This is a genomic window from Pseudoalteromonas sp. GW168-MNA-CIBAN-0100, assembly GCF_040309225.1.
Taxonomy (GTDB): Bacteria; Pseudomonadota; Gammaproteobacteria; order Enterobacterales; family Alteromonadaceae; genus Pseudoalteromonas; species Pseudoalteromonas arctica.
In genome coordinates, this window is record NZ_JBEOOL010000399.1 from 1 (window position 1) to 296 (window position 296).

Annotated in this window: 1 protein-coding gene; it reads left to right on the forward strand. The window is 38.9% G+C overall.

The genetic code is table 11. From position 1 onward, the window contains the following. On the forward strand, positions 1-296 hold a 296-nt coding region (locus tag AAEY62_RS21660), incomplete at both ends, for a 3-dehydroquinate synthase family protein (RefSeq protein ID WP_502935543.1).

The following is a 296-nucleotide window of genomic DNA, read 5'->3' on the forward strand; positions in this document are numbered from 1 at the left end:
GTGGAAAAACAGCGGTAAATCATCCACTAGGTAAAAATATGATTGGGGCATTTTATCAGCCACAAGCTGTTTTTATCGACACACAATCATTACATACTTTACCTGCGCGCGAGTTTGCAGCCGGTATGGCTGAAGTGATTAAATACGGTTTGATTTACGATACTGAGCTATTTGCTTACTTAGAGCAAAATGTTGAGCGTTTACAGCAATTAGATGAAGCCTGTTTACAGCATATAATTTATAGGTGCTGTGAAATTAAAGCGCTAATTGTAGCTCAAGACGAAAAAGAGCAAGGC